A 26771-nucleotide genomic window follows, 5' to 3' on the forward strand; every position below is an offset into this window, starting at 1 on the left:
ATTGTACCAATTGTCAGACTTACATTTCCATTGAGAGGTCCAACTGACATATGAGTAATTTTCAGCCACGCACCGAGTAGAGTTATTAAAAATCCAACTAAAAAAACAGTTATAGAAAATTTAAATTTCATAAAGTATTATATATTTTCAATAACGATTGCGGAAGCACCGCCTCCACCGTTACAAATGGCAGCAGCACCGTATTTACCGTTATTCTGTTTTAAGACATTGATCAGGGTAACAATAATTCTTGAACCTGAACTTCCAAGCGGGTGACCAATAGCTACTGCTCCACCATTAACATTCACTTTAGAAGCATCTAATCCCAGAATTTTATTGTTGGCAAGACCTACTACAGAGAAAGCCTCGTTAAATTCAAAGAAATCGATATCTGTTAATTCTAAGCCTGCCTTTTTAAGAGCAATCGGTAAAGCTTTTGAAGGCGCTGTGGTAAAATCTTCAGGAGCCTGCGCAGCATCTGCATAAGAAATGATCTTTGCTAATGGCTTAAGTCCTAACTCTTCCATTTTCTCTTTAGAAACAAGGACCAAAGCAGAAGCTCCGTCGTTTAAGGTAGAGGCATTGGCAGCCGTTACGGTTCCTTCTTCTTTTTTGAATACGGTAGGAAGCGTAGGAATTCTGTCGAAATTTACGGTCTTATATTCTTCGTCTTCAGCAAAAACTACAGGCTCTCCTTTTCTCTGAGGAATTTCTACAGGAACAACCTCATCCGCAAATTTCCCGTCGCTCCAGGCTTTTGCAGCTCTTTTATAAGATTCTATAGCGAAATTATCTTGTTCTTCTCTTGAAATGCTGTAGTCAGTAGCACATTTTTCTGCACAAACGCCCATGTGAACTTTATTGTAAACGTCTGTAAGCCCGTCTAAAACCATTCCGTCCTGCATTTTTACGTCACCTAATTTGGTTGCGTTTCTTGCGTTATAATAATGCGGAACTGAAGACATGTTTTCCATACCTCCGGCAACGATTACATCGGCATCGCCTGCTTTTATAGCCTGTGCAGCCATGGTTACGGCTTTCATTCCTGAGGCACAAACTTTATTTACAGTAGTGGAAGGCGTTTCGTTTGAAAGTCCTGCCCCCAAAGCAACCTGACGTGCAGGAGCCTGCCCTTCTCCAGCCTGCAAAACATTTCCCATATAAATTTCCTGAACCTGTTTCGGGTCAAGACTGATTTTGTCTAATGCACCTTTTACGGCAACAGCTCCCAGCTTTGTAGCAGGAACAGCTGATAAACTTCCGAGAAAGCTTCCCATTGGAGTTCTTACTGCGGAAACAATGAATACTTCTTTCATTTTTTATAATTCTATTTTTATATAAATATACGTTAGGATTTTATGCCTATAAAATTTATGCTTATGTTTATATTGATCTTTACTATTTTAAGAATCAATCATATTTTCTTTCTGGCTGAAAAAATGATAATGAAAGCTCCTAAAAACTCAATGATCCAGCCCCATTTCAGTTTCACAATACCGGCAAGCTTGTTCTGCCATGATTTAAAGGGCATAAAACTGAAATACTGAGAAGCCTGAAATTTCACTGCAAACAGGGTAAATAAAAATAATATAACCAGCAGAACAGCAAAAATTCTTGCGGTCTTGGCACTGTTATTAACGATACCAAAAAGTGATCCTGCGGCAAGAACCCAGCATGCAATGGCCAAAAAGTGATCCAGCTTCCAATAATTCCAGTTTCCGATGACAGGAACGTGAACGAGCGGCAGAAAACTTCCTGCCACGACCAATATCAACCCTAATAACTGAATATTTTTCATAAATCTTAAAGTGCCAAAATACAAAAAAAAACACACTTACAATAAGTGTGTCTGAAAACTAAATTTTATTCAGCAATCATCCATGAATGATAATACAATTAATAAAAATTTAACTATTATGTAATATAAAACCAAAATCATTAGGTAATCAGAAATTAATATTCATAATCTCTATGCCAATCTGAAGTCCGTATTTGTGAGTAAGGGTTGTATTATTATTAAATGCCGGCGTAAAATCTTTCTGAACATAAATATTGAATCCGGCATACCCTATTCCTAATTTCGCTCCGAAAATCAGATCATTAACTCCATGATTGATCCTTTCTCTTTCTACGATTCTTTTGCTGTAATCGTTAGAATAGCGGTTGTAGATGTTGCTGGCAAGCCTTACACCTCCATATACTCCGGCAACAACACTGAACTGGCCGGTTTTATTGTCTAAATATTTTGTCCCGTTATACTCTACGTACTTAGGGTTAAGTACAAATCTGAAATCAACAGGAACAAAAAGATAATGGTTATTGATATGCGTGTCTTTAAGGTCTCCTTTAGTAAAGTCTTTAATATCTAAAATATTATTTTCCTGAGTAAAAGTTTTTCCGTATTTGGCCTTCGACTGATCCCAGCGGTATCCGAGCCCAACCCGATAAAAGACAGGACTACGAAATCCTCCCAGTTGATTTTCGTAGCGTACCATATACATCGCAGAATTAAAAACCGTATTTTTAAATTTTGATGTATTATTAAAAAATGCGAAAGGTTTATCTTTTGTAGTATACCCTGTCCCTACAATCGCAACGATATATTCCCATGAATGGAGATAATCTTTAGAGGTTTTCTTATCGTCATCCATACGGATTTTCATACCTCCAAGTCCGAAAGCGATTTGATTTTTATCGTTTTGAAGAGAATCAATTGGTTTCAATACTGCATCTTTTACCATCTCCCGGGTAGCCTCCTCAAATTCTGTTTTGTGGGCATCTATTTTTTCATTGATAGACTGTTCATATTTTGAAGCAATATCAGCTCTGAGCTTTTGCTTTTCATCTGCCCCGATTTTATTTTTTTTAAAATCTTTATCAACATCATCCAGTTCTTTATTCATTTTTATTTTCTCCGAAACCACAATGCTGTCGATTTTTCCTGAATAACTTTTAAGTGCTGGATTCACCGGTGGATTTTCCTGCGAAAACGCATATGAAAATGCCATAAAGGCCGTCATTAAAGCAATTTTTGTTTTCATATAAGTAATTTTTTAAGACACTGTTTTAGTGCTGGCCATTGTATGGCCAGTCATTTATTTTGTAAAAGATTATAATTTTTTATTTGGGATCTACGTAAACAGTTACTCCGAGAACGGTTACATTTTCCACTTTGGGCTTAGGTTTTTCGAAATTAAAAATCCCGAATTTTATATCATTTTTCTGAGAACTTTCCCTGGTTTTATCAAATTCTCTTCCTAGCAGCAGTTCGTTTGAATTAATATAAACAGGTTTTGTCGTTTTATTTTGCACGATCACCGGTGTATGGCTGTCTATTTTTGCAGGAGCAATTTCCATTTTTTCAGGTTTGCTGAGCGCAAACTGTTGTATTTCGACTTCAGAAATTACGGTTTTCTGTACTTTTGCTTTTTTCTTAGTATTTAAAGTTGAATTGGTCTCTTTTTTCTCATCCTTAAGTGCTACGTGAACATCAGTGGATTTTACAGGAATAACCTGTGGTTCCTTGTAGCTGCCCTGATTTTGAAATTCTGGATTGATTGGGCTGACGGTCTTTTCTAAACCCTTCTTCACCATGTAGTCGGTTTCTTTATAATTAAAAGCACTTTTGTTGGTATTGAAATAGAACCCGGCACCCACGGAAACGAAAATCAGTAGTACGGCAGCATATTTCCACCACTGGAAAGGCTTTTCCTTGACTTTTTCAGGCTTCTCATTGAGTTTATTGTCCAATCTGTTCCAAAGTTCGGAAGAAGGCCCTATTTCGAGCTCTTCGTAATCGGATTTTAATTTATTTAGCATATTGTTTTTCATCCTTTTTCTGTTTTAAAAAATCAGTGATCCATTTTTTGGATTTGCTTAGCTGGCTTTTGCTGGTGCCTTCGGAAATGTTAAGAATTTCAGCGATTTCATGATGCTTTCTTTCTTCAAAAACGTAAAGATTAAAAACGATTCTGTATCCATCGGGCATTTTAGAAAAAATTTCATCAAGATTTATATCCTCACCTTCGTCATTCCATTCGGGTTCATGATATTCAAATTCGCTCATCTCAACATCTGAGTAAAGGATATTTTTGCTTTTCCTGATAAAATTGATGGAGTTGTTAACCACTATTTTTCTCAGCCAAAAAGGAAAACTTTTCCATTCTCTGCATTCTTCAATCTTCGAAAAACAGACGAAAAAAGAATTCATTATAATATCTTCTGCATCATGAATATTGTTAACATAAGAATTTGCAATGGCCAGCATTTTTGCCGAAAACATTTCGTAAAGTGCCTGCTGCCCTTTGCGATCATGTTTTTGTGCCCTTTTGAAATGCTCTTCTAAATGCTTCATGTATCTGTTTCTATCTATAAGACGGAATGTTTGCTAAATAGTTGCCTTTAAAAATAAAAAAATTGCACTTTCTTTAAAAGTGCAATCTAATATATTCATTATCAATACGAAAATTAATGTTTAATATCTGCTAATTCTTCAGGTTTATGTTTATGCTTAAACAAAACAGCAAACAAAACCGCCAGAATTAATGCATATGCTGCAAAAGCGATCCATATATTCGGCCAGTCTCTCAGCATTACCGCAGTAGATAATGTTCCGTCTGCATTTACGGCTGAATTGAATGTGTTTTTAAGAATCTCAAGAAACGTAGCATTATTGGTTGTGGTATCCAAATGGGCTGCTAATTCTGAAGCATTTGTAAATTTATGGGTAAAGAATTTATCAATGGCCCAGCCCGCGATATTGCTCCCGAAATACGCACCGAAACCATTGGTCATCATCATAAATAACCCCTGAGCTGAAGAACGGATTTTTTTATTTGTGGTTGTTTCCACAAAAAGGGATCCGGAAATATTGAAAAAATCGAAAGCCATTCCATAGACGATACAGGATAAGATAATTAGTGTAACCCCATATCCTTCAGGACTTCCGTAAGCAAAGAATCCGAATCTTAGCACCCATGCAATCATGGAAATCAGCATTACTTTTTTGATTCCGTAGCGTTTTAAAAAGAAAGGAATTGCCAAAATAAATAAGGTCTCGGAAACCTGTGATATAGACATCACAATTGTAGACCGCTGAACCACGAAGGAATCAGCATATTTCGGAAAATGTGAAAACTCACTCAGGAAAACATCTCCATAAGCGTTGGTCAACTGCAATGCAGCTCCCAAAAGCATGGAAAATCCGAAGAATAATGCCATTTTATAGTTTCCGAACAGTTTAAAGGCATTTAATCCTAATTGTTCAGTAACAGGAGCATCCTTATCGATGAGTTTCTGAGGCGGGCATTTTGGTAAGGTTAATGCATAAATTCCTAACAGAATAGCTGCAGCTCCTCCAATGTAAAACTGTCCTTCGGTTGCTTTATTCCCCGTCAGATTGGTCACCCACATTGCTACGATAAAACCAATTGTCCCCCAAACACGGATGGGTGGGAAATCTTTCACTACATCCAGATTGCTGTTCTTTAAAACAGTATAAGAAATAGAATTTGCCAATGCAATAGTAGGCATATAAAAACACATGCCAACAAGCATTACATAATAGAAAGAGGTTGGATTTTCTGTATGTGGTAAATAGAAAAGAACCACACCATAAAGGATTTGCAAGACAGAAAATATTCTCTCTGCGTTTATCCACCGGTCGGCAATAATTCCTGTAATGGTCGGCATAAAAATGGAAGCAATCCCCATGGTTCCGAAAACAGCCCCAAACTGCGCCCCGTCCCAATGTTTTGTACCGAACCAAAAATTAGCCATTGTAATCAGCCAGGCTCCCCAAACGAAGAACTGAAGAAAACTAAGGATGGTAAGTCGTAGTTTTAAATTCATTTTTTATATAATATCTCTTAATCGATTTTCTTTTTCCTTCTTTTGATTTCTTCCTGGATTTCCAAGGCAGTATCATAATCTTCTTCTTTTACGGCTTCTTCCAGTAATTTCTGAAGTTCTTCCATAGAAACTGATCTCAGGCTGTCTTCTGTATTTACTGTTTCAGAGAACGTCTGTTCTTCTTTGGAAACATCTTCCAGTTCGAGAAGAATACCTGCTTCATTAAGAACCTGCTGTGTAGTGAAAATGGGAGCATCAAATCTCACAGCCATCGCCACTGCATCAGAAGTTCTTGCATCAAGAATAAGCTCTTCTTCTGTGGTTTTATTTTTAAAATTAATATTTGAGAAGAACACCCCGTCAACAATCTGATAAATGATAACGGAAACGAGTTCATAATTTGCAGAAACGATAAATTTTGTAAATAAATCATGTGTAAGAGGACGAGGCGGATGTATATCTTTCTCCAGACCAAGAGAAATGGATTGTGCCTCGAAATTTCCTATAACAACAGGTAATTTTATATGTGTTTCTTCATGTTCCAATAACAATGCGTACGCTCCTGATTGGGTCTGGCTGTACGATATTCCGCGAATAATTAGCTGTTTATAATCCATAAGTACAAATATAGATTAATTTTTGAAAGTTTTTTTTACTTTTTAGACAAAAATAAAAGCCCAAAATGGGCTTTTATAGGTGATTAATGATTGGTAAATTGTGAATTTTCTTTTAAAAGTCAGTTTTACTTTGCATGATTTTTTTAATACTAATTAAAATATTAAAAAGCGTAGCAATTGACTATTCACAATTGACTTCTCTTATCCTTTAAGAGCTTTAATTTTTTCTGTTAATGCAGGGATAATCTGGAAAGCATCTCCTACCACACCGTAATCTGCTGATTTAAAGAATGGAGCTTCCGCGTCACTGTTGATGACAACAATAGTTTTGGAAGAGTTTACCCCGGCAAGGTGCTGAATGGCTCCTGAAATACCTACGGCAATATATAAATTAGGAGAGATTGCTTTACCGGTCTGCCCTACGTGTTCTGTGTGAGGTCTCCATCCGATATCTGAAACCGGCTTGGAACATGCTGTTGCAGCTCCCAGAACGTTTGCAAGATCTTCAATCATTCCCCAATTTTCAGGACCTTTCATTCCTCTTCCTGCAGAAACTACCACTTCAGCTTCTTTAAGATCCAGTTTTCCTGAGCTCTGCTCGTGAGAGATTACTTTCGTGTCTTCATTAGCAATGGAAAGATTTTTCACCTCTTCTGTTCCCGAAACCTGATTTTCTTTAACTCCAAAAGCATTTTGTGAAACAGTGATGATAACACCCGCCGATTCAGCTTTTGCATGCATAAATCCTTTTCCTGAGAAAGCTCTTCTTTTTACCTGGAATGGTGAAAGGCTTTCCGGAGCAGACAATACGTTTGTAATTAAAGAATGTCCGTTCATTACCGCCAGCATCGGAGCAATGGAAGAAGCATCAGTAGTGTGAGGAAAAACGATGATATTTCCGTTTGCCACTTCACTTACTGCCTGAGCATAAGCTTTTGCGGAGAAATTTTTAAGACCTTCGTCTTTGATGTTGATTACATTTGATGCTCCATACTTGTATAACAAATCTGAAGAATCTGTTGGGTTTACAGAGATCGCAGTCACGGTATCTCCTGCCTGATCTGCAACAGCTTTGGCGTAAGAAACTGCTTCAAAGGCTGCTTTTTTGTAAACTCCGTTTATATTTTCTGCGTATACGAATACTGCCATTTTAAATTTGTTTAAGGTTTAATGTTCAAGATTCAAGGTTTTCAACTAATTGTAACGTATTGAATAAATAGTATGCTTTAATGTAATTGTAATTTGAATCTTTTTACTTTTACTTGATTCTTATTAGATAACTTTCGCTTCTTCGTGAAGTAATCTTACCAGCTCATCAAGGTTATCAGGAGATACCATTTTCACAGCTGCTCTTGGCGGTACGCTGTCATAAGAAACTCCCTGAACTTTTACTTCTGACGAAGATGGTTCTACCACTTGTAAAGGTTTTGTTCTTGCAGACATGATTCCTCTCATGTTCGGAATAATCAAATCTTTTTCATCTACCAATCCTTTCTGACCGGCGATTACAGCAGGTAATTTCACGGAAATAGTTTCTTTACCTCCTTCAATTTCACGTACAGCAGTCGCTTCGCTTCCATTCACATCAAGTCCTACGGAAGCATTTACGAAAGGCTGATTCAATAATTGAGCAAGCATTCCCGGAACTGAGCCTCCATTATAATCGATAGATTCTTTTCCGCAAAGAATAAGATCATATCCTCCGTTTTGTGCTACGGCAGCGATTTCTTTAGCTGTAGAGAAACTGTCTTTAGGATCAAGATTTACTCTTACCGCATCATTTGCACCGATAGCCAGTGCCTTTCTTATAACAGGCTCGGTAGTGGCATCACCAACGTTTATTACGGTTACTGTTGCACCCTGAGATTCCTGTAATTTAATTGCTTTTGTTAATGCAAATTCATCAAGCGGATTGATCACCCACTGAATTCCGTTTTTGTCGAATGCGGACTTATCCGCCGTAAAGTTAATTTTAGAAGTAGTATCAGGAACACTACTTATGCAAACTAATATTTTCATATGTTGTTTTAATTTTTTATTGCCCTGAAGCCTTAAAGTTTCAATCGCTAATATAATTAAAAAATATATTATGCATGCATAATACTTATTAATTTATTATTCAGCGCATTAGATGTATTTAATTCGCTGGTTTTGTTGCCCTAAATTCGATCTTACTTGGTAAAACCCTTGGATTCATGTTTAAAATATCGAGAACAAGGTTGCCCATATCTTCCGGCTGAATTTTCCATGCGTCTTTTTCGGACGGAGTATTTCCGTTGAAATGCGTTGCCACCGATCCCGGCATGATCACTGTAGCTTTAATATTGTATTTTCTAAGATCGATCATAGCGGCCTGTGTAAATCCAACAACTCCAAATTTTGAAGCATTGTAACCTGCTCCTTTTTCAAAGAAATTGGCTCCGGCAAGACTTGAAATGGTTATGTAATACCCCTCTGTTTTTTTCAGCTCTTCAACGGATGCTTTTAACGTATAAAAAACACCAGTCAGATTGGTTTCGATCATATCATTCCATTCTTCTGCAGACAACTGATCTACAGGCTTGAAAACACCAAGTCCGGCATTGGCAATGACAAAATCCAGCTTCCCGAACTTTTCTATCGTGTATTTTACTGCTTCCTCTTCGCTTTCAAGGCTTCTTACATCGGAAACGATTCCGAGAACATTTTCAGAATACTTTTTTAATTCCTGTTCAGCTTTCTCAACATCTTCTTTTTTCCTCCCGGAAAATGCGACAGAAATCCCATTTTCGAGCAAAACTTTTGCAACTCCGAATCCTATGCCTTTGGTTCCACCGGTTATATAGGCTACTTTATTTTTTATCATACTTTTTGATTTAGTTCTTAAAAATAATAAAAACGCCCCGAACGGAGCGTTTTAAGATAACTAATATTTGTCAGTATTTTATTTTTTGATGAATTTCTGAGTAGAAATTCCTTCTTTAGTTTGAACATTCATAATATAAACTCCGGGTTTAAGATCGGTAACATTTACTTTATGATCTTCCACTGGTGAATTTAATCTTTTGCCTGTAAAATCAAATATTTCTGCCTTTATAATTGGTAATTTAGATTTTATAGTTATAAAGTCTGCGGCAGGGCTTGGATAAAGAGAAATATTATTTTCTTCGATCAGATTTGCTTCTTTTGTACCTAAAGCAGCAGCATTAGTTGCAATTACAGAATAATCATCAAAAGAAGTAATATGTGCTACCGTATTTCCTGTTGCCACAGCAGATATTAAATCAAATTCAAAAGGATCTGTTCCAGAACCAGCCGGTGTTGCTGTTGCTGCGGGATTAAAAGTTCCTTCCGGTGTTGTCCAGGAAACTATACCGGTAGCTTTATCAAAGGTACAGCTTACCGTAACCCAAGTGTTAGCAGGGTATGTATTTGATCCTAATGAAAAACTATAATTTCCCGTAGAACCAGAAATTGTATAATATCCCAATCCTATAATTTTTTGTGTGGCATAATTGTAGCCTACTCCTGTCAAGAATTTACCGTACGTACTATCATAAATTAATGCTCTTCCTGAAGCGGCACCTGCTGTAACACTACCAGTATATAAACTAACAGTAATTTTAATTATATTATTTCCTGCTGTTCTTGCAGCCCAGGCGGTATTCAAACCATCTTTCCAAATGTATCTGGTGCCAACTGCTGTTGCGCTTCCGGTCATCTGAAGAGATTTTCCATGAGAAACATCAACATTTACAATTTGTCCATCTGAATTACTGCCAGAAGCAAAATCTGTATAAAAGCCACCCTGTCCGGCTGTAGCTCCGCCAATATCAGTACCAACATTTCCTACAGTATAGGAATTAAAATTATCACTTTGTAGAGATTGTGCATTTAATTGTATAAGTGTAAATAAAAATGCACTAATTAGTAGATTTTTTTTCATGATGCTTAATGTTTAAATCATTATAAAGATAACAATTTTATACAATAATTAATTACATCATAAAAAAAATAAAAAATCCTTAAGAAAAAAATCTTAAGGATTAACATTTATCATTTTGAGTAATTCTCAAAGAACTGCGGTATACTCTCAATTCCTTTATAGAAATTGAATAATCCGTAATGTTCATTCGGCGAGTGGATGGCATCGGAATCAAGCCCGAATCCCATCAATACAGATTTTGCGCCCAACACCTGCTCAAACATCGCGGTAATAGGAATACTTCCTCCTCCTCTGTAAGGAAGAACTTCTTTTCCGAAGGCAGATTCCATAGCATGTTTTGCTGCCAGAAATTCTTTTGTATCCGTTGGTAAAACATAAGGCATTCCTCCGTGGTGCGGCGTAACTTTTACCTTTACATTTTCGGGAGCTATTTTTTCAAAGTATTTGGTGAATTTTTCCGTAATTTCTTCAGGAGTCTGATAAGGAACCAGACGCATTGAAATTTTAGCAGAAGCTTTTGACGGAATTACGGTTTTGGCTCCTTCACCAGTATAACCTCCCCAGATTCCGTTACAATCTAACGTAGGGCGAATAGACGTCCTTTCCAGGGTAGTATACCCTTTTTCGCCTTCAACTCCATTAAGTCCGATGGATTTTTTGAATTCTTCCGGGTTGTCTTTTAGTTTGTTCATATCTGCTCTATCGGCATCCGAAACAGTTTCAACATTATCATAAAAACCGTCAATCGTAATATGTCCGTCTTCATCAATAAGCTTAGCAATCATTCTTGAGAGCACGTGGATTGGATTTGGAACCGCACCGCCGTACAATCCTGAATGAAGGTCTCTGTTTGGTCCTTCTATCTCCACTTCCACATAGCTTAACCCTCGTAAACCCGTAGTAACCGTTGGCTGCTCATTGCTGTAAATATGAGTATCGGAAATCAAAATACAATCGCAGGAAAGCTTTTCTTTGTTTTCGTTAACAAAATCTCCAAGACTCACAGAACCTACTTCCTCTTCGCCTTCCAGAATAAATTTAACATTACAAGGAAGTGTGTTGCTTTTCATCATAGCTTCAAATGCTTTAAGATGCATGAAGAACTGGCCTTTATCATCTGCAGAACCTCTGGCAAATATGGCTCCTTCAGGATGAAGTTCCGTTTTTTCAATATAAGGTTCAAACGGAGGTTTTGTCCAAAGTTCCAGCGGATCTGCCGGCTGTACATCGTAGTGTCCGTACACTAGAACGGTTGGCAGGTTTTTATCTAACATTTTTTCTCCGAAAACGATAGGATATCCTTTTGTCTGGCAAACTTCCACATTATCGGCACCGGCATTTTTCAGGTATCCTGCTACAACATCCGCACATTTCAAAACGTCATCTTTATACGCGGGATCTGCAGAAATAGAAGGAATTCTCAGTAACTCAAATAATTCATCCACGAAACGCTGCTTGTTTTTGCTGATGTAATTTAATGTCTCTTGCATTGTAAAATATTATTTCGTTAAAAGTAAAAAATTTGCCCCGCCGGAACAAACAAAAAGATATAATTTTCCTCAGTTCCCAGCTGGTGCTGAAAAAGAGCTTCATGGAAATTGTTAATTAGCTTCAATGATGAACAAATATGATTGAACATGATCAGCTTATCTGCAGTTTGAATTTGCGGCGGCTTTGCCGCCGCAAATTTAACAATTGCTGAAATCCGGATAAAAAAATGTCCCGCAGAATGCGGGACATTTTATATTTTGCCTAATAAATTAGTGTTCAGCCTTTGGCGTCTGCGAACCTTCCGGAATCGGAGTAGCATCAGAATGCTTATTATCTACTTCTTTATGCATCGGAGCACCGGCAGTATCTGTTTTTACAGGAGCTTCATGACCGTCGTGTGCATCTCCTCTGTATTCAGAAAGATTATCCTGCTCACCGCTTGTCTGTTCGTCATCAGAGTATCTTTCCACGCCTTCCTCAAGTTTGATAACTTTTTTGTTACCTCCCGCCTGGATCTTTTTACAGCTTACCGCAACAGTAGCAAGGGCTAAACATATAACTAATTTTTTCATATGGAAAATTTATTTTTTTAAGGATCACCAATCGCATGCTCCTATATTTTAAGCAATGAGCGATTGTGTTCTAATTTTTTAATTGCCCAAAATTAAGAAATCTTGCATTTTACAGCAACATTTTTATACTGATTTTAAAATTATTTTCCCTTTTTTTGATTGTGTAAAAATAAGATAATTTTCACCTCCGTCTTTTATGCTGTATTTTTTCTTTAACTCTTCCGGTTTCAGAGGATAATTTTTTGCAATAATATTGTATTGGCTTTTCTTTTTGATCTTTTTAGCATCAATAATTTCCATTTCGAATATTCTTCCCGGAAAATTGCTGACTAGTGAATCCGAAGTATAAATATGTGTATTGGGATGTAGTTTTTTCAATCCCATTTTTTCTGAAATAAGATTAAAAATACCCGCTTTTAAAACGGTGTTATTAGGAATATAAATATACTTTTCCGGTTCCCCGTATTCTGCAATGGTATCTTCTTCATCACCAAATATAAATTCAAAAACCGGGTCATCGCTTTCAAGATTTACGCAATTGCAGGAAATATTTTTCGACTTCTCATTGGATAGAAAAACAACAATTTCTTTGACGTCGTTTTTGACGGCAATAATATCCATTCTGAATATACCGGGCAAAACAGAAACCAAATATTTCAAATCTATTAAAGGGGAAAGTTTTATGACAACTTTATGAGCTGAAGATGTCAATGTATCCTGAATAGATAGAATATCCGGAGATAAATCTTCCAGCAGGAAAACTTTATTCTTGTTATTGTCCCTACGGGCCGGATCAAGATAAATTACATCAAAAAAATCTTTATTTTCCTGAAGAAAGTTTTCTAGTTTTTGATTGATGAATTTTGCTTTTTTCCCTAAAACATTCCAGTTATTTCTTACGATTTCCAGAAGATCCGGATTTTGCTCCACTAATGTGATTTCATGAAAATTTTCAGATAAATAATAGGCATCGATTCCAAACCCTGCAGTAAGATCAATAAATTTGTCTCCCTGGAGGAGTTTAGATTTATACAACGCTGTTTTTTCTGAAGAAGATTGCTCCAAATTGAGCTGTGGCGGGAAAATAATACCTTCTTTTAACAGAAAAGGGAATTTCTTCTGTGCGACCTGTTTCCCTTTGATCTGCTGTACAATCTCATGCATAGAAACTTCCGAAAATGGTGATTTTTTCAAAAGCAAAGCATGCAAATCCGTATTGAGATTTGCATTGATATAGTCCTGAACTTTTATATTTAATAATTTATCTCCCACAGATTTCTCAGATCACTCAGATTTATTAGCTAATACTTCCGTTTATTTTTCTGATAATACTTTTATCAATATAATCTGTATTAAAATTAACCAATAATCCTAATTTAAGACCTGTTAGTTTTAGATAGGTTAATAATTGTTTATGATGAACATTACTGATTTCCGGAATTGATTTTATTTCAACAATTACTTTATTTTCAACAATAATATCGGCAATAAAACTTGTATCAATAAACAAGCCTTTATATCTAATTGGAATTTGTACCTGTGTTTTAACAGCTAAGCCGCTATTTTGTAATTCGTAAGTTAAAACTTTTTCATAGACCTTTTCTAAAAGTCCCGGTCCAAGCTCATTATAAGCAGAAAAAATAGATTTTCTGATATAAAAGCTGATTTCATTTTCATTCATTTGTGTATGTAATTCGTGTTATCTGAGAAATCTGTGGGATTATTAAAATCTATCTTTTATAAAAAATATAATCCGTTAAGATTGGATCTATTCCGTTTTGCTTTAATAAAGAATTAATTTGTCCGCGGTGATAGGTAGAATGGTTGATGGCCTGAAAAAGCATTTCAAAAACGGTATTTTCAAAATCTGCACCTCTGGAGTTCTGGTAATTAATCTTTTGATCGGGATCGAAATTATTGATGATTTCAATACTTTTCTCAAAGTTTCGCTGATTTATTTCTTCTAGCGTTTCAAAGGGATTAATCTGCCATACTTCAAATGTTTGCTCACCTAAAATTCTTGAGTTCCAGATCTGCTGGGCATTTAAAGTATGATTGATGAGACTGATCGTTTTTTCGTCAACCTTTCCAAGATTTTCGGCAATAACTTTAATTATTTCTTTGTTGAAATGAAAAGTATATTCAAATAAATCAATAAGTTTTTCTTTCATTATTCAAACATTTCAGCCCAGCGAACGGGTTTAATTTCATTTTCATTATACAAGTCTTCAGCAGACTTTTTAACCTCTGATTTTGGGTATAAATTTACTCCAATGAGCTTAATTTTTCCTTCCTCCACCCATTTCTGTTCTTCTAAGGCATGCTGATAGATCTGTTTTTGGATAATTCCTTGTTTCATGAGCTCCATATAACCGCCACCGTCTTCAATCTCTATAAAATAAGCCCAGGATTTTTCTGCAATCTGACGGGTAATATCTTCAACAAAGTAACTTCCGTTGGAAGCATCTTCAAAAACATTAATAATGCTTTCATAAGCCAGAACAATTTGCTGCTTAAAGGAAATTTCCTCTGAATTTTCGGTTGATCTCTCTACCAAATAATTGTTGCTGAAAACAGCGTCTGCCCCTCCAATCATCGCGGCAGCAAGTTCTAGAGTAGAACGGATCAGGTTGTTTTCATTATCAAATACGGCTTTGTTTCTTAATGATGTTTCTGCAAAAATATAGGGAATTTCATCAGCTTCATATTCTTTAGAAAGCTGATTAAAAACAAGTTTAAAAGCTCTTAATTTGGCCATTTCAAAGAAATAATTTGTTCCTATCGCGATTCTGAAGATGAGTTTATGTAAAATTTCCTGACCATACATTTCAATCAGTTCTTTGGTTTTTGCCAATGCAATTCCCAATTGCTGATAAATGGATGCTCCTGCATTCTGATGAAGAGAAATATTAATACAGATGTTTCTTCTGAACTGTTTTGCCAGTAATTCTTTAACCAATTGATCATTTATCACCGTTTCTTTTTCGTCAAAAACATCAATCAGCGAAAAATACTGATCCTCTTCTTTTGGGCTGATATGTCCCGCAAGCTCAATATCATCAACAAAAATGGTCTTCTGTACGAGGTTTTCCACATTATGATCCAAGAGAAATGCATAAACATCTTCTTCAAGGCTTTCGTGATACCTAGCCACAAGATGGGTATTTTCTTCTACTTTCGGAAGATTGATCAATTGTTGCTGAACTTCATCGTAAAAAGGCTTTACGATGATTCCCTCTAAATTTTCTTTAGTGAGAATAGCATTGATATCTTCGGTTTTGAGTTGCTTTTTGACTAAATTTTCCCAAGCTGTGTTTGACATGGATAATGAATTGGATTATTGTGAATGATCAACAGTGAATTTTGCTCGCAGGTGATTTTTAAAATTTCCAGCAAAGCGAATTGACAATTCACCTATTGATCGTAAGTTATTTTTTGGCAATATTGGCGCTGTCTACCACGAGAATAAAGATCTCTTCATCAGGTTTTTTCATGAAGTAGTTTTCTCTGGCGTACTTTTCTTTTTCAGATTTATTATTCATCAGCTTTTTATAAAACGCGTCATTTTTCTCGTATTCCGTTTTATAATACTGAAGCTGTTCTTCGTATTTGTTGATCTCACCGTTAAGCTCATTAATTACCAAAAACGAAGTTTTATCGAAAAAAATCATCCAGACCAAAAACAGGCAGATCGTAATGGTATATTTATTCAGAATATATTTCTGAATGAATTTAAATGTTTCCGATTTCGGCTGAATGTCTTTGATAAGTTTGGTTCCTTTCATTGTATTTAATGTTTTCTCAAAGAATTTTTGATCACAGTGGTTAAAAAATCAATGGCTACTGAATTTTGCCTCATATTGGGAATAATAAGATCCGCTTCATTTTTTGAAGGCTCAATAAATTCCTGATGCATCGGTTTCAGCGTAGTCTGGTATCGGTGCAGTACTTCATTAAGGTCTCTTCCCCTTTCCTGTGTATCTCTTTTTATCCTTCTGATCAGTCTTTCGTCCGAATCTGCATGCACAAATACTTTCAGATCAAATTCTTTCAACAGTTCTTTATTGGTGAGAACAAGAATTCCTTCCACCACCAATACATTTTTAGGTTCTACAGTAACGTGGTCTCCGGTTCTGGAATGGGTTACAAAACTGTAAATCGGCTGTTCAATAGATTCGTTATTCTTTAACGCTTTTACATGTTTTATCAATAAATCAAAATCGATGGACTTCGGATGATCGTAATTTAAAGCTTCTCTTTCTACTAAAGTAAGGTTATGATTATCATGATAATAATTATCCTGGGAAAGGATGTTCATTCCTTCGATATCAAGCTGCTGGATAATTTTGTCAACAACCGTAGTTTTGCCGGATCCGGTACCTCCTGCAATTCCTATTACAAGCATTCTGTTTTGTTTCTTTATAGTTTTTACAAATATACTATTTTAGTTGAATGCAAATAAAATAATGCCGCCTGAAATTATTTAAAACAAAAATCCGATGCTGAAACACCGGATTTAAATTTTATTTTTTAATGAATTTTGTTGATAATTCCAGGCCTTTTATCCTCAGAATATAATCTCCGACTGCCAATTGAGAGACATTGACCGTATTTCTTCCGTTGGCAATGGTTGTTTCTAACACTTTTCTTCCTTCCATATTGAAAATTTCAACCTTTTCTTCTTTGCTGATTTTCATGGAAATATGCAAGATCTCTGAAACAGGATTCGGATAAATGGCAATGATTTCTTTTTTAGAAAGATCATCTACGCTCAGCTGACATGAATAAGCCGGTAACGTGTAGCCTGCAGCGGTAAATTCAGCTGTAATCTGGGTGATATCATTACAGGTGAACCCAAAGGTCCCCAACATATCAATAGCGGCCTGTCTTACGGCAATTGCTGCATTCTGCTGATTGGTATTTGAAGTGGTAAGGCTTAATCCTTCAAGAAATGCTCTGTCTGTCTTTTGCTTTCCGATGGCATCATAAATTCTCATGAGTGCAGAAGCCCAGATCTGTCCGTCCGTATGAATGGATCCGCTTAATCCACCTGGATAAATTGCTGTATAATCTGTTATTCTTCCAGCCCAGAAAGGATTGTGGCCATCCCAGCTGAACATCCATTGGTATGCCGCGTCGGTTGGCTGCCACTGATTTAAACTTCTGCTGTATGACTGTGCCCAGTAGTCTCCGCAACCTTCACTCAGTCCGTTAACCTGAGAAAGGTTTCCGTTGGTAAGCCAGTCGTGAATACCGTGGCCCAGCTCGTGCAGCACAACATCTGCGTCTTCGGCATCGTCTACGCCACCTTCCCCGAAAACAAGAATCTGGCTGTTGGGATCATAATGAGAGTTATCTGCTCCGTTTTCTCCGTGCGGATCAAATGCGAGAACTCCGTTGTTCATACTTGGAATACACGGGATTCCCAGAGTTAAATTAATATAGCGAAGATTGTTGTCAATATGCCAGTATGCATTAGCGGCCTCAAATCCGTCCTGATTTCTATTAAATAGAAACTGGTTGCTCGTTTGCGTAAAAAGTCCTTTATTAGGGGCTTCCAGCTCTTTGATTTCAGCATAGGTCCCTTTTAGTTTATATACGCCTGCTGTCAACTCAAGTTCGGGAATGGTAACCAAAGTTCTTGCTGCATCCAGACTAGCATTGGTAGCGTCATTTCCATCCACATACTGTCCTCCATACGCAACCTGCATTTTGGAAAGGGGATCAGGGTTAAAAATATATGCAGAACCCGTTACGAGAACATTTTTTTTAACTTGAGTCTTCTTTTTATTTTTCTCAGGGGTTTCTTTCTCTTTATGACGGAAGGATATATCTTTCACACTAATGATTTCGCCTGTTTTTGCATCTACGATAGTTTCCCAGCTACCGGGATTTTCATAAGAATTTGTCAAAACACGATATACCAGCTTTGTTTCGCCCTGTTCTGTAACATATACAAAAAGCTTACTTTCTTCATAAGTGATTTCTCCCTTTGAATGAGAAGCCACGTGTGCTTTTTTTAAAGCATCTATTGATGAAACTGCAGGGTCAGTATTGATCTGCTGTACATTTTTTTTAAAACTTTCGGTAGCAGTATAGCTTATCTGCCCATTCTTATTGAAATGCATTACAATTTCTGACTGAAATACCGGCACGTTGCTTATCATTTGCTGAAAACGAAGCGTTTCTCCTGAATTTCCTTTTCTCACATAGCTTAATTTCAATGTGCTGAAATCCTGAAGCCCTATACTTCTTGAATTTTGAGTAATCCAGTTTCTTGCAGGATTTTCCAATGATGATTGCTGACCGGATAAAGCCGTACAGGAAAGTAAACAGCCAACAAGCAAAGAATTAATTTGTAATTTCATCTACACTTTTTTATAATTATTAACGCAAGATACGAATTTTTACGAAATTTTTACGAATTCGATAAAGAAGGTGTTATTTATAAAAAGAATAGCTCCGGCCAAGGCCGGAGCTATTTATACGATTTCGCTGGTCAGTTCTCTGGACAGCAGTTTTTCATGCATCGGTTTGAGTACATCCATAGAACCTGTCTTTACCGTGCACTTCCCTTTAAAATGAACAAGGATAGTGCATTGTTCTGCCTGCTCAAGTGTATGTTTGCAAATTTCAATCAAACTGTCTATGACATAATCAAAGGTATGCACATCATCATTATGTAAAACCAGTTTATACACTTCATCCGTATCATCCAGCACAAGAACATCTTCTTCGTACTTTCGTTTCGGATCTTCGTAATCTTTGATATTGTTATAAAAAAACATTACAATTTATTTAAAATTATATCAGACCTCGCCTATTTTTTCTGCCAGATCATGTATGTTATTAGGTTCCTCATATACCAGTTCTACCAATTCTACGCTTTTATTATTCATTTTTAAAATTTTAAAATGATAATTTTCAAGTTCGAATTCCTGGTTTTCTTCAGGGATATCTTCCAAGGCATGAAGAATAAATCCTGCAAGGGTATTGTATTCGCTTTCTTCCGAAAGAGGTAGTTTTTTAGGGATAAATTCATTGATTTCGTCAAGTGGCTGGGTTGCCTGTACCCAATAGGTATTCTCCCCGATTTTGTCAACGATTTTTTCTTCATCATCCTCTTCATCCTGAATTTCACCTACCAGTTCTTCCAGAATATCTTCCAGGGTAATGATTCCTTCGGTACCTCCGAATTCATCTATTACAATGGCAAGGTGCTGCTTTTTCTGCTGGAATATTTTCAGAAGGTCTGAAATCTTTTTACTTCCCACTACAAAAAATGCATCACGCATGAGTTCTTTAAGATCTTCATGGTTGAGCTCCCCTTTTCTTTTAACAAATTCTCTTATAATCTCTTTCGTATAAAGAATACCAATTACATTGTCAATAGAATCTACATATACGGGAATCCTGGAATATCCGCTCTCCATGATTTTATTAATAATTTCATTAACATCTTCTTCGAAATCGATGGAAGTAATATTCTGACGCGGAACCATGATCTGCTTGGCAGAGTGATCTGTAAAATCAAAAGCATTTTTGATGATCTCATAGTTTTCCTCTTCAATTTCCCCGCTGTCTGCACTTTGTTTTACCAAAAGCTGAAGCTCTTCGGTAGAGTGTATTTCATGCTCTGAAGCAGGGTGAATTTTCACCAATCTTAAAAAAGTATTGGACATTAAGTTCATCAACCAGATAAATGGTTTGAAAACAGTATAGAATACCCGTAACGGAATAGCCGTTGCCATCGTAGTAGACTCTGACTTACGGATCGCAATGGATTTCGGAATAAGTTCCCCGAAAACAATATGCATAATTGTTATAAGAACGAAACTGGTGATTACGGAAATTGAGGTAACCGTTGTTTCGGTGAGATCAATATTAAGTGAGCTGAAAATATTTTCAACAATATGATGCAATGCGCTTTCTCCCACCCAACCGAGGGCAAGGGAAGCCAAAGTAATACCGAGCTGTGTTGCGGACAGGTATTCGTCAAGGTGTTTGATGATGTGCTCCGCCTGCTTTGCCATAGAGTTTCCCTCTGCGGCTTTTAACTGAATTTGAGAGTAACGAACTTTAACAATTGAAAATTCTGCGGCTACGAAGAAGCCATTTAGTAAAACAAGTAATAAGGCCAGCAAAAGCCTGACTATGTCCGAATCCATTTAGAAGTTGTATATAATTTATTGATACAAATATATACAAAATAAAAATAACAAAAAAAGCATCGTGGTATACGATGCTTTAATAAAATATTGTATGAAATATCTTTTATGAGTTTTTCAAAGCTTCTGCTCCGGAAACAATTTCCAAAATTTCGTTGGTAATTGCAGCCTGTCTTGCTTTGTTATAGAAAATTACCAGATCATTTTTCAGAGCCTGGGCATTATCCGTAGCTTTGTGCATGGCCGTCATTCTCGCACCGTGTTCAGAAGCGACTGAATCAAGGATAGCCTTGAAAACCTGAGTCTTGATAGATTTTGGAATAAGATTATCTAAGATCTCCGTTCTGTTCGGCTCAAAGATATAATCTGTTTCAACCTGAGATTCGGTGTTTTCCGGCATTGAGATCGGAAGAAGCTGCTCTGTGGTTACTTCCTGAGTAGCTGCATTGATAAATTTATTATAAATTAAATAAACTTCGTCAAATTTACCCTCCTTAAAGCTGGTCATTACTGCTTCCGTAACATGAGCTACTGTATCAAAGTTAAGGTTGTCATACACAGAACTTGCATTAGAATACACCGTACGGTTTCTTCTTACAGCATCAAAAGCCTTTTTACCTACAGGAAGAACTTCAATTTCATATTGAGAATTGTTCTGAAACTGTGCATTAAGCTCTTTAACAATCGATGAGTTAAAAGCTCCGGCAAGACCTCTGTTTGAAGTAACAGCGATGAAAAGCACTCTTTTCACCTCTCTTTTCTGAGCATACACAGAAATCTGGTCAGGATCTGAGCTGGAATTTACATTCTGGATAAGCTCCTGCAGTTTTTCAGAATATGGTCTCAACATTACGATAGCGTCCTGTGCCTTTTTCAGTTTCGCTGCGGAAACCATTTTCATAGCACGGGTAATCTGCATCGTAGATGAAATTGACGTAATTCTGCCTCGTATTTCTTTTAAGTTTGCCATTATTTTGGTTCAAGGTTTAAGGTCTAAGTTTAAGGTTTAAACGTTATTTTTAAACCTTAAACATTGAATTTTTTAGTTATACTTAGAAGCTAAATCGTTAGCTGCCTGCTTAAGAACACTCGTGATTGAGTCATCGATTTTTCCAGTTTTGATAGCAGCCATCGTTTCAGGGTGCTTAGATCTAAGGAATGCGATATACTCGATTTGAAATTCTTTAACTTTTCTGATAGGAACGTTTCTTAATAAGTTCTCTGTTCCAGCGTAGATCATAGCGACCTGGCTGTCTACAGGAAGTGGAGAGTTTACCGGCTGCTTAAGGATTTCCACGTTTCTTTCTCCTTTAGAAATTACTGCCAATGTAGCAGCATCAAGGTCAGAACCGAACTTAGCAAACGCTTCTAATTCTTTATATTGTGCCTGGTCTAATTTTAACGTACCAGATACTTTTTTCATTGATTTGATCTGAGCGTTACCTCCTACTCTCGATACGGAGATCCCCACGTTGATTGCAGGACGTACCCCTGAGTTGAATAGATCAGATTCAAGGAAGATCTGCCCGTCAGTAATAGAGATTACGTTTGTTGGAATATACGCAGAAACGTCACCCGCCTGAGTTTCAATAATCGGAAGCGCCGTTAATGAACCGCCACCTTTTACGATTGGTCTCAAAGACTCAGGTAAATCGTTCATCTGGCTTGCGATATTGTCATCAGCGATCACTTTTGCAGCTCTTTCCAATAGTCTTGAGTGAAGATAGAAAACGTCTCCAGGATAAGCTTCACGGCCCGGAGGTCTTCTCAATAGAAGAGAAAGCTCACGGTAAGCAACTGCTTGTTTAGATAGATCATCATAAACGATCAAAGCAGGTCTACCAGTGTCTCTGAAGAACTCTCCGATCGCAGCTCCTGCCATTGCAGAATATACCTGCATTGGAACCGGATCTGAAGCGTTAGCGGCAACGATTACCGTATATGCCAAAGCTCCTTTATCAGAAAGTGTTTTTACGATTTGTGCTACGGTAGACGCTTTTTGTCCAATTGCAACATATATACAATATACAGGTTTCCCTGCTTCAAAAAATTCTTTTTGGTTGATGATCGTATCGATCGCAACAGTAGTTTTACCAGTCTGTCTGTCACCGATGATAAGCTCTCTTTGTCCTCTTCCTACAGGGATCATTGAGTCGATCGCCACGATACCTGACTGTAAAGGCTCTGTTACCGGCTGTCTGTAGATAACTCCGGGAGCTTTTCTTTCCAATGGCATTTCGTATAAATCCCCAGAAATAGGACCTTTACCATCGATAGGGTTACCAAGAGTATCTACTACTCTTCCTAACATACCTTCTCCTACTTTGATAGAAGAGATTCTGTTTGTTCTTCTTACGGTGTCTCCTTCTTTTACCAATTTACTTTCACCAAGTAGCGCAACACCTACGTTGTCTTCTTCAAGGTTTAGTACAATACCTTCTACATCACTAGAAAATTTCACCAACTCTCCGTATTGTACGTTTTCTAACCCGTATACACGAGCAATACCATCACCGATGGTTAAAACTGTACCTACTTCCTCAACGTTTGATTGAGTATCGAAGTTGGCCAATTGCTGTTTTAAGATCGCAGATACTTCTGCCGGATTTATTTCTGCCATTGTATGGTTGTTTTTTCTTTTTTTTAATAATTTTTATCTTCCTATGCTGATATTAAAACCATTTCTTGGTTTTGTATCTTGCATAATTACAGTACTTCCATTTGAGGCACTTCCCATTTCCTCTCTTTTTTGTGTGTACTCAAATCCTATTTTTTTAGAAAGTACTTCTAGCTTATTTATATCTAGAGTTCCATCTTCTTTTACAACTTTACCTCCATATATAATCTTGATAAAGTTTTCGGTAATATTACATCCCATTAAACATCCTGTAAGATGAGTTTCAAAATAAGCCGTATTAAAATCTGCTGACATAACTTCAAAATAGCCAACAGAACCATCACGATTATATTTATAATCTACTTCTTTAGGATCTTTATAAGTATTATATTTCAAATAAAATAAATCAGTCCCACTTAAAGAAGTTACATTATATGAATGACGAGATATAGGATCTTCTGTAATTTTAACAAATTCTTTACCTTCAACAAAGGCAATGTCTTTTTTAACTTTGATTTTCTGTCCAAAAGATAAGCAAGAAATTGTTAAAGCAAAACCTAATAAAATTTTTTTCATCTTTGTGTGTGTTTTTGTGTTGTTATTAATTTAAACTAAAATCTTTTTTCACTTGGTTGAGCTTCGATCTTACTGAAGCGTCTACCTGCTGATCTCCCACTCTTAAAATGTATCCTCCTAAAATCTCAGGCCTTACATTTACGATCAGGTCGAAGTTTGAATTGGTATTCACCAGGTTGGTAGATCCTAAAATCTGGTCTATATTCTCTTGGGAAAGCTGAGTTGCTGCAGTAAGTTTTATTCTCTGTACTCCGTTGATGTCTTCAACTTTGTTTATGAATTCCTGAGCAATGTTTTTCAGCTGATTCTCTCTTCCGTGTCTGATCACTAATGTAATAAGATTTCTGGAAGAAGAGGATAAACCTTTAAAAATTTCGCCTGCTACTTCTACTTTCTTTTTAGAATCGATGTATGGGGTAAGGAAGAACTTTTTTAAATCCTCAGATTCAGTCATGATCTTCACTACATCTTTCATTTCAGAAAATACAGTAGCCGTTTGCCCTGATTCGTTGGTGAAATCAAGTAAACCCTGTGCATATCTTTTAGCTACTTTAGATGTAAGCATTCTTAGTTAAGGTTTGATTTGTTTAGATAATTTTGAACTAATTCGTTTTGAGCTTCGCTGTTATCAAGCTTTTGCTTAAGAATAGACTCTGCGATATTTACTGATAAAGTACCGATCTGTGTCTTAATGTCTGCCATAGCAGCATTTTTTTCAGCGTTGATGGTCTGTTTAGCAGCTTCGATCATTTTATCTCCTTCAGCTTTAGCAGCGTCCTTAGCCTCACCTACAATTCTATCTTTAATTTCTCTTGCTTCTTTAAGGATAGCGTCTCTTTCGATTTTCGCCTCACGAATGATTCTTTCGTTATCCTCTTTTAAAGTTTCCATTTCTTTTCTTGCTAAAGTAGCTTGATTAAGAGCATCAACGATAGAAGTTTCTCTGTCATTGATCGACTTCAAAATAGGTTTCCAAGCGAATTTACCTAACAAAAATAACAATGCTAGAAAAATAACAGATTGGATAATAAATAATCCTGATGAAAACTGGTGAATTAATTCCATTATATTAATGTATAAATAATTATTACTTTTTTTCTTAAATAACCACTATCTGTAACCAACCGTTGCAGATAGTGGTTTAGATTAATTAGTTTACTGCGAATAGAGCAGCAAACGCAACACCTTCTACAAGTGCAGCTGCGATAAGCATAGCTGTTTGGATTTTTCCAGATTGCTCAGGTTGTCTAGCGATAGCTTCAAGAGCAGCAGCTCCGATTTTACCAAGACCGATACCTACACCTAGTACTACGATACCAGCACCTACAATTTTAGGGATTTCCATAATATATAATTTTAAAAAATTTGTTTCTTATTATATTTAACTTTCAATTATTAGTGAGCCGCATGGTGTTCATGCTCATGATCCTGTACTGCCATACCGATAAACAAAGCAGAAAGCATTGTAAAGATATAAGCCTGAAGGAATGCTACCAATACTTCCAATAAATAAATTACCAATGTAAGGAACGGGAATGCAACACCTGCAGCAACGTTCTTGAATACATAGATCAACCCAATTAAACTCATTACTACAATGTGCCCTGCAGTCATGTTCGCAAAAAGTCGGATCATCAAAGCGAAAGGTTTAGTAATTGTTCCTAATAATTCAATTGGCAACATAATCAGTTTCATTGGAACAGGAACTCCCGGCATCCAGAAGATATGTTTCCAATAATCCTTATTACCAGAGAATGTCGTGATTAAATACGTAAGGATCGCCAGGAAGAATGTCATGGTAATATTACCTGTAACATTGATTCCGAAAGGCATCAATCCTAAAACGTTTAAAAACAAAATAAAGAAGAATACCGTTAATAAATAACCTATAAATCTTTTGTATTTGTGGCCGATGTTCGGGATTGCAATTTCATCTCTTACGAAAATCACCAGTGGTTCTAAAAACCTTGCAGCACCCGTAGGAACCTGAGACTTCTTGTAAGATCTTGCCATTCCTGTAAACAATACCAACATGAAGATTGAAACTAAAATAATGATCAGAACACTTTTTGTAATTGAAAGATCTAAAACTTTTTCTGATGTAACATGACCTTCTTTATCTTCCGCCAATGTCCCGTTTGCATCGGTCTTATAAATTTTTTCGTGGTGCAATTTGTAGAAATTACCATCAACCTCAGTAGCTTCTCCATGCATAAATCCTTCTTTGCTATTGCTCATAAAAGCATGAAATCCGTTATCATAAAAAATAACAGGAAGAGGAAAACCAATATGATGGCCATCTTTATCTACCATCAATGTAAAGTCATGCGCATCCAACAAGTGATGATCGATGAACTCTTTGTTTTCTTTACTTACTTTGTCTTTCTCTGAAAGCTCTGTAGTAGCAGAACCTGCTTCAGCAGTAGGTTCTCCGTGCTGTGCAGACACTAAGTTTAATACAAAAATACTGTAGAATAAAACTGCGAATTTCTTAAACATTGATAGGTTTTTTTCGTTGTGCAAAAATATAATAAATTTTCTGGTTTACAATAATTAATTTTCCTGTTTTTTGTCATGATTAATAAGCTTAATCGCATAGTACGTAAGCAGCGTGGTCAGGACAAAATAAGGTATAATAAAATGAAATTTGTAGCTCGGAATGGCTTCAAAATTTAATTTTTTCCGGATTAAATACATTAAAGCGAACTTTAATAAGATCAAACCAATCACTGATAAACCTAAAAATTCAGGAGCTACTCTATTAATTAGAATAATAAGCGTAATCATCATCATGAACATGATACTCAGGAAAAGGTAAAACTTCACAATTATTACTTCATCAAGATGAAAAACAAATTTCCATAATGACAAATGGATCAGAAATGTCAGAAAAAATAATACAGTAACCAGAAGATTGGGATTGATTTTCATTTACTTCATTTTTACCTAACATGT

30 protein-coding genes are annotated in these 26771 nt (G+C 36.4%); all 30 read right to left on the reverse strand.

Features of this window, described 5'->3' with window-relative positions; all coding sequences use genetic code 11:
* Nucleotides 1-137: 137 nt before the first annotated feature.
* Entirely contained in the window at nucleotides 138-1316 is a 1179-nt protein-coding gene (locus HHL20_RS08405) for an acetyl-CoA C-acyltransferase (RefSeq protein WP_169230696.1), read from the reverse strand.
* 98 nt (nucleotides 1317-1414) lie between these two features.
* A complete protein-coding gene (locus tag HHL20_RS08410) occupies nucleotides 1415-1798 on the reverse strand; it encodes a hypothetical protein (RefSeq protein WP_169230697.1) in 384 nt (127 codons plus the stop codon).
* A 148-nt stretch (nucleotides 1799-1946) separates the two neighbouring features.
* Nucleotides 1947-3041 carry a hypothetical protein gene (locus HHL20_RS08415; protein ID WP_169230698.1) on the reverse strand — a complete coding sequence of 365 codons (1095 nt, stop codon included), beginning with the start codon at nucleotides 3039-3041 and terminating at the stop codon, nucleotides 1947-1949.
* A gap of 79 nt (nucleotides 3042-3120) precedes the next feature.
* Complete coding sequence (locus HHL20_RS08420) at nucleotides 3121-3831, reverse strand: hypothetical protein (protein ID WP_169230699.1); 711 nt, start codon at nucleotides 3829-3831, stop codon at nucleotides 3121-3123.
* Nucleotides 3809-4354 (reverse strand): RNA polymerase sigma factor, encoded by a 546-nt coding sequence (locus HHL20_RS08425; protein WP_169230700.1) that lies wholly within the window; start codon nucleotides 4352-4354, stop codon nucleotides 3809-3811. Before HHL20_RS08425 ends, HHL20_RS08420 begins: the two co-directional genes overlap by 23 nt.
* Nucleotides 4355-4467: 113 nt before the next feature.
* Nucleotides 4468-5850: a nucleoside permease gene (locus HHL20_RS08430; RefSeq protein WP_169230701.1), complete on the reverse strand. Its 1383-nt coding sequence runs from the start codon at nucleotides 5848-5850 to the stop codon at nucleotides 4468-4470.
* 17 nt (nucleotides 5851-5867) lie between these two features.
* Nucleotides 5868-6467, reverse strand: coding sequence for a bifunctional nuclease family protein (locus HHL20_RS08435; protein WP_169230702.1), 600 nt, complete (start codon nucleotides 6465-6467; stop codon nucleotides 5868-5870).
* 201 nt (nucleotides 6468-6668) lie between these two features.
* Nucleotides 6669-7616: an electron transfer flavoprotein subunit alpha/FixB family protein gene (locus HHL20_RS08440; RefSeq protein WP_169230703.1), complete on the reverse strand. Its 948-nt coding sequence runs from the start codon at nucleotides 7614-7616 to the stop codon at nucleotides 6669-6671.
* A gap of 123 nt (nucleotides 7617-7739) precedes the next feature.
* Nucleotides 7740-8486: an electron transfer flavoprotein subunit beta/FixA family protein gene (locus HHL20_RS08445; protein ID WP_169230704.1), complete on the reverse strand. Its 747-nt coding sequence runs from the start codon at nucleotides 8484-8486 to the stop codon at nucleotides 7740-7742.
* A gap of 118 nt (nucleotides 8487-8604) precedes the next feature.
* Nucleotides 8605-9312: an SDR family oxidoreductase gene (locus HHL20_RS08450; RefSeq protein ID WP_169230705.1), complete on the reverse strand. Its 708-nt coding sequence runs from the start codon at nucleotides 9310-9312 to the stop codon at nucleotides 8605-8607.
* A gap of 78 nt (nucleotides 9313-9390) precedes the next feature.
* On the reverse strand, nucleotides 9391-10392 hold the full coding sequence (locus HHL20_RS08455) for a T9SS type A sorting domain-containing protein (RefSeq protein WP_169230706.1): 1002 nt from the start codon (nucleotides 10390-10392) through the stop codon (nucleotides 9391-9393).
* 110 nt (nucleotides 10393-10502) lie between these two features.
* Nucleotides 10503-11882 (reverse strand): dipeptidase, encoded by a 1380-nt coding sequence (locus HHL20_RS08460; RefSeq protein ID WP_169230707.1) that lies wholly within the window; start codon nucleotides 11880-11882, stop codon nucleotides 10503-10505.
* Between the two features lie 270 nt (nucleotides 11883-12152).
* Nucleotides 12153-12455, reverse strand: a complete 303-nt coding sequence (locus HHL20_RS08465) for a hypothetical protein (RefSeq protein WP_169229173.1) — start codon at nucleotides 12453-12455, stop codon at nucleotides 12153-12155.
* Nucleotides 12456-12578: 123 nt separating this feature from the next.
* Entirely contained in the window at nucleotides 12579-13727 is a 1149-nt protein-coding gene (locus HHL20_RS08470) for a class I SAM-dependent methyltransferase (protein ID WP_185194802.1), read from the reverse strand.
* Nucleotides 13728-13752: 25 nt separating this feature from the next.
* Entirely contained in the window at nucleotides 13753-14136 is a 384-nt protein-coding gene (locus HHL20_RS08475) for a GxxExxY protein (protein WP_169230708.1), read from the reverse strand.
* Nucleotides 14137-14185: 49 nt separating this feature from the next.
* A complete protein-coding gene (locus HHL20_RS08480; protein WP_169230709.1) occupies nucleotides 14186-14626 on the reverse strand; it encodes a DinB family protein in 441 nt (146 codons plus the stop codon).
* On the reverse strand, nucleotides 14626-15777 hold the full coding sequence (locus HHL20_RS08485) for a methylmalonyl-CoA mutase family protein (protein WP_169230710.1): 1152 nt from the start codon (nucleotides 15775-15777) through the stop codon (nucleotides 14626-14628). Before HHL20_RS08485 ends, HHL20_RS08480 begins: the two co-directional genes overlap by 1 nt.
* A 106-nt stretch (nucleotides 15778-15883) precedes the next feature.
* Entirely contained in the window at nucleotides 15884-16240 is a 357-nt protein-coding gene (locus HHL20_RS08490) for an FtsB family cell division protein (protein WP_169230711.1), read from the reverse strand.
* 5 nt (nucleotides 16241-16245) lie between these two features.
* Nucleotides 16246-16878: a uridine kinase gene (gene udk / locus HHL20_RS08495; RefSeq protein WP_394352917.1), complete on the reverse strand. Its 633-nt coding sequence runs from the start codon at nucleotides 16876-16878 to the stop codon at nucleotides 16246-16248.
* Between the two features lie 100 nt (nucleotides 16879-16978).
* The gene (locus tag HHL20_RS08500) at nucleotides 16979-18823 is read right to left on the reverse strand and encodes a T9SS type A sorting domain-containing protein (RefSeq protein WP_169230713.1); all 1845 of its coding nucleotides are present in this window, start codon (nucleotides 18821-18823) and stop codon (nucleotides 16979-16981) included.
* 114 nt (nucleotides 18824-18937) lie between these two features.
* The gene (locus HHL20_RS08505; protein WP_169230714.1) at nucleotides 18938-19243 is read right to left on the reverse strand and encodes an ATP-dependent Clp protease adaptor ClpS; all 306 of its coding nucleotides are present in this window, start codon (nucleotides 19241-19243) and stop codon (nucleotides 18938-18940) included.
* A 21-nt stretch (nucleotides 19244-19264) separates the two neighbouring features.
* Complete coding sequence (locus tag HHL20_RS08510) at nucleotides 19265-20623, reverse strand: hemolysin family protein (protein ID WP_169230715.1); 1359 nt, start codon at nucleotides 20621-20623, stop codon at nucleotides 19265-19267.
* 106 nt (nucleotides 20624-20729) lie between these two features.
* Entirely contained in the window at nucleotides 20730-21593 is an 864-nt protein-coding gene (atpG, locus tag HHL20_RS08515) for an ATP synthase F1 subunit gamma (RefSeq protein ID WP_169230716.1), read from the reverse strand.
* A 72-nt stretch (nucleotides 21594-21665) separates the two neighbouring features.
* Nucleotides 21666-23243, reverse strand: a complete 1578-nt coding sequence (atpA, locus tag HHL20_RS08520) for a F0F1 ATP synthase subunit alpha (protein WP_169230717.1) — start codon at nucleotides 23241-23243, stop codon at nucleotides 21666-21668.
* A 33-nt stretch (nucleotides 23244-23276) separates the two neighbouring features.
* Nucleotides 23277-23816, reverse strand: coding sequence for a hypothetical protein (locus HHL20_RS08525; protein ID WP_169230718.1), 540 nt, complete (start codon nucleotides 23814-23816; stop codon nucleotides 23277-23279).
* Nucleotides 23817-23841: 25 nt separating this feature from the next.
* Entirely contained in the window at nucleotides 23842-24381 is a 540-nt protein-coding gene (atpH, locus tag HHL20_RS08530) for an ATP synthase F1 subunit delta (protein ID WP_169230719.1), read from the reverse strand.
* 2 nt (nucleotides 24382-24383) lie between these two features.
* The gene (locus HHL20_RS08535; protein ID WP_169230720.1) at nucleotides 24384-24881 is read right to left on the reverse strand and encodes a F0F1 ATP synthase subunit B; all 498 of its coding nucleotides are present in this window, start codon (nucleotides 24879-24881) and stop codon (nucleotides 24384-24386) included.
* An 85-nt stretch (nucleotides 24882-24966) separates the two neighbouring features.
* Nucleotides 24967-25161 carry an ATP synthase F0 subunit C gene (gene atpE, locus HHL20_RS08540; RefSeq protein ID WP_002979108.1) on the reverse strand — a complete coding sequence of 65 codons (195 nt, stop codon included), beginning with the start codon at nucleotides 25159-25161 and terminating at the stop codon, nucleotides 24967-24969.
* Between the two features lie 50 nt (nucleotides 25162-25211).
* A complete protein-coding gene (gene atpB, locus HHL20_RS08545; protein ID WP_169230721.1) occupies nucleotides 25212-26315 on the reverse strand; it encodes a F0F1 ATP synthase subunit A in 1104 nt (367 codons plus the stop codon).
* 54 nt (nucleotides 26316-26369) lie between these two features.
* A complete protein-coding gene (locus tag HHL20_RS08550; RefSeq protein WP_169230722.1) occupies nucleotides 26370-26747 on the reverse strand; it encodes a hypothetical protein in 378 nt (125 codons plus the stop codon).
* Nucleotides 26748-26771: the final 24 nt, after the last annotated feature.

This window comes from Chryseobacterium cheonjiense (assembly GCF_012927265.1).
Classification (GTDB): Bacteria; Bacteroidota; Bacteroidia; order Flavobacteriales; family Weeksellaceae; genus Chryseobacterium; species Chryseobacterium cheonjiense.

What these genes read in the sequence shown, in the direction of transcription:
- HHL20_RS08405 (WP_169230696.1), bottom strand. Translation starts at nt 1,316, where the DNA reads ATGAAAGAAGTATTCATTGTTTCCGCAGTAAGAACTCCAATGGGAAGC.
- HHL20_RS08410 (WP_169230697.1), bottom strand. Translation starts at nt 1,798, where the DNA reads ATGAAAAATATTCAGTTATTAGGGTTGATATTGGTCGTGGCAGGAAGT.
- HHL20_RS08415 (WP_169230698.1), bottom strand. Translation starts at nt 3,041, where the DNA reads ATGAAAACAAAAATTGCTTTAATGACGGCCTTTATGGCATTTTCATAT.
- HHL20_RS08420 (WP_169230699.1), bottom strand. Translation starts at nt 3,831, where the DNA reads ATGAAAAACAATATGCTAAATAAATTAAAATCCGATTACGAAGAGCTC.
- HHL20_RS08425 (WP_169230700.1), bottom strand. Translation starts at nt 4,354, where the DNA reads ATGAAGCATTTAGAAGAGCATTTCAAAAGGGCACAAAAACATGATCGC.
- HHL20_RS08430 (WP_169230701.1), bottom strand. Translation starts at nt 5,850, where the DNA reads ATGAATTTAAAACTACGACTTACCATCCTTAGTTTTCTTCAGTTCTTC.
- HHL20_RS08435 (WP_169230702.1), bottom strand. Translation starts at nt 6,467, where the DNA reads ATGGATTATAAACAGCTAATTATTCGCGGAATATCGTACAGCCAGACC.
- HHL20_RS08440 (WP_169230703.1), bottom strand. Translation starts at nt 7,616, where the DNA reads ATGGCAGTATTCGTATACGCAGAAAATATAAACGGAGTTTACAAAAAA.
- HHL20_RS08445 (WP_169230704.1), bottom strand. Translation starts at nt 8,486, where the DNA reads ATGAAAATATTAGTTTGCATAAGTAGTGTTCCTGATACTACTTCTAAA.
- HHL20_RS08450 (WP_169230705.1), bottom strand. Translation starts at nt 9,312, where the DNA reads ATGATAAAAAATAAAGTAGCCTATATAACCGGTGGAACCAAAGGCATA.
- HHL20_RS08455 (WP_169230706.1), bottom strand. Translation starts at nt 10,392, where the DNA reads ATGAAAAAAAATCTACTAATTAGTGCATTTTTATTTACACTTATACAA.
- HHL20_RS08460 (WP_169230707.1), bottom strand. Translation starts at nt 11,882, where the DNA reads ATGCAAGAGACATTAAATTACATCAGCAAAAACAAGCAGCGTTTCGTG.
- HHL20_RS08465 (WP_169229173.1), bottom strand. Translation starts at nt 12,455, where the DNA reads ATGAAAAAATTAGTTATATGTTTAGCCCTTGCTACTGTTGCGGTAAGC.
- HHL20_RS08475 (WP_169230708.1), bottom strand. Translation starts at nt 14,136, where the DNA reads ATGAATGAAAATGAAATCAGCTTTTATATCAGAAAATCTATTTTTTCT.
- HHL20_RS08480 (WP_169230709.1), bottom strand. Translation starts at nt 14,626, where the DNA reads ATGAAAGAAAAACTTATTGATTTATTTGAATATACTTTTCATTTCAAC.
- HHL20_RS08485 (WP_169230710.1), bottom strand. Translation starts at nt 15,777, where the DNA reads ATGTCAAACACAGCTTGGGAAAATTTAGTCAAAAAGCAACTCAAAACC.
- HHL20_RS08490 (WP_169230711.1), bottom strand. Translation starts at nt 16,240, where the DNA reads ATGAAAGGAACCAAACTTATCAAAGACATTCAGCCGAAATCGGAAACA.
- HHL20_RS08500 (WP_169230713.1), bottom strand. Translation starts at nt 18,823, where the DNA reads ATGAAATTACAAATTAATTCTTTGCTTGTTGGCTGTTTACTTTCCTGT.
- HHL20_RS08505 (WP_169230714.1), bottom strand. Translation starts at nt 19,243, where the DNA reads ATGTTTTTTTATAACAATATCAAAGATTACGAAGATCCGAAACGAAAG.
- HHL20_RS08510 (WP_169230715.1), bottom strand. Translation starts at nt 20,623, where the DNA reads ATGGATTCGGACATAGTCAGGCTTTTGCTGGCCTTATTACTTGTTTTA.
- atpG (WP_169230716.1), bottom strand. Translation starts at nt 21,593, where the DNA reads ATGGCAAACTTAAAAGAAATACGAGGCAGAATTACGTCAATTTCATCT.
- atpA (WP_169230717.1), bottom strand. Translation starts at nt 23,243, where the DNA reads ATGGCAGAAATAAATCCGGCAGAAGTATCTGCGATCTTAAAACAGCAA.
- HHL20_RS08525 (WP_169230718.1), bottom strand. Translation starts at nt 23,816, where the DNA reads ATGAAAAAAATTTTATTAGGTTTTGCTTTAACAATTTCTTGCTTATCT.
- atpH (WP_169230719.1), bottom strand. Translation starts at nt 24,381, where the DNA reads ATGCTTACATCTAAAGTAGCTAAAAGATATGCACAGGGTTTACTTGAT.
- HHL20_RS08535 (WP_169230720.1), bottom strand. Translation starts at nt 24,881, where the DNA reads ATGGAATTAATTCACCAGTTTTCATCAGGATTATTTATTATCCAATCT.
- atpE (WP_002979108.1), bottom strand. Translation starts at nt 25,161, where the DNA reads ATGGAAATCCCTAAAATTGTAGGTGCTGGTATCGTAGTACTAGGTGTA.
- atpB (WP_169230721.1), bottom strand. Translation starts at nt 26,315, where the DNA reads ATGTTTAAGAAATTCGCAGTTTTATTCTACAGTATTTTTGTATTAAAC.
- HHL20_RS08550 (WP_169230722.1), bottom strand. Translation starts at nt 26,747, where the DNA reads ATGAAAATCAATCCCAATCTTCTGGTTACTGTATTATTTTTTCTGACA.